The following is a 1,364-nucleotide window of genomic DNA, read 5'->3' on the forward strand; positions in this document are numbered from 1 at the left end:
GATTTGTAATTTTACATTTTGATGTTTGATTTTTAATTTATTTTATGGTATTCCAGAAAAGTGGAAGTTAATTTTGCAAAAACCATTAGGTTCGCTTTCCTGCTTGCCAGAAGCGAGGCTAAAGCCTTGCACTACAAATTTTCCACCTGTGCGGTTAGATTGACCTTCCTCACATCTTTAAAACCACGAAAGACACGAAGGGCACGAAGAATTATAAAGCAAATCGTAACTATTCAGCCGCAGATGGACACGGATGAAACACGGAAAATTCGTGAATCGTGTCCGGTATCCGTGTCCGTAATTAGGCTAAAGGGTTTTTCTCCTGTTGTCCTCTGCCCTCTGCCTTCTGCCCTCTGCCTTCTGCCCTCTGCCCTCTGCCTTCTGCCCTCTGTCCTCTGCTATTTATCCGTGTTAATCCGTGGCTGAATAGTTACACCTCTCTTAAAATCTCCTCAATGGTCTTGCGGAATTCCATTGGCTGTCGCTCAATTAACTCGCTTTTCCTGGTATAAAGATACTCAATCGCTTTTCCCATCGGATAAAGCACATCAAGCAGGCTTTGGGATGCCTTCTCCTGACATAACTGAAATAGACGATAGGCATCTTCGTATCTCTTTACCTTAAGAATCCCCTTAAATATATTGGTGAAGTCTTGACCAAATTCCTCTATATCCTCTTCCTTAAACCTTGCTAGACCAAAAATAATTGCCTCTTTGTAGGCTGCGATTGCCTTGGTGTAATCTTCCATCTTACGGTAAGCAATGCCCATATTATACCAGGCGTTATAATAATCAGGCTTTATCTTGATTGCCTTCTGGTAGCATGAGATTGCCCTGGTGTAGTCTTTCATCTCAAAGTAAGCATTGCCCATATTATACCAGGCTTCATCATTATCAGGCTTTAGCTTGATTGCCTCCTGGTAACAGGAGATTGCCTGGGTATAGTCTTTCATCTCATCGTAAGCATTGCCCATATTATTCCAGGCTTTATCCTTATCAGGCTTTATCTTGATTGCCTTCTGGTAGCATGCGATTGCCCTGGTGTAGTCTTTCATCTGACGGTAAGCAATGCCCATATTATACCAAGCTTCATCATTATCAGGCTTTAGCTTGATTGCCTCCGGGTAGCATGAGATTGCCCTGGTGTAGTCTTTCATCTCATCATAAGCAATGCCCATATTATACCAGGCGGCATCAAAATCAGGCTTTAGCTTGATTGCCTCCTGGTAACAGGAGATTGCGTGGGTGTAGTCTTTCATCTCAAAGTAAGCATTGCCCATATTATACCAGGCTTCATACCTATCAGGCTTTAGCTTGATTGCCTCCTGGTAGCATGAGATTGCCTGGGTGTAGTCTTTCATCTCA

At 42.8% G+C, this 1,364-nt stretch carries 1 protein-coding gene; it reads right to left on the reverse strand.

Annotation, left to right across the window (positions count from 1 at the left end):
- Positions 1 to 430 precede the first annotated feature (430 nt).
- Positions 431 to 1,364 (reverse strand): tetratricopeptide repeat protein (locus AB1422_16175; GenBank protein MEW6620846.1); only part of this gene is annotated, 934 nt, incomplete at its 5' end.

The organism is bacterium, assembly GCA_040757115.1.
Lineage (GTDB): Bacteria > UBA9089 > CG2-30-40-21 > CG2-30-40-21 > SBAY01 > JBFLXS01.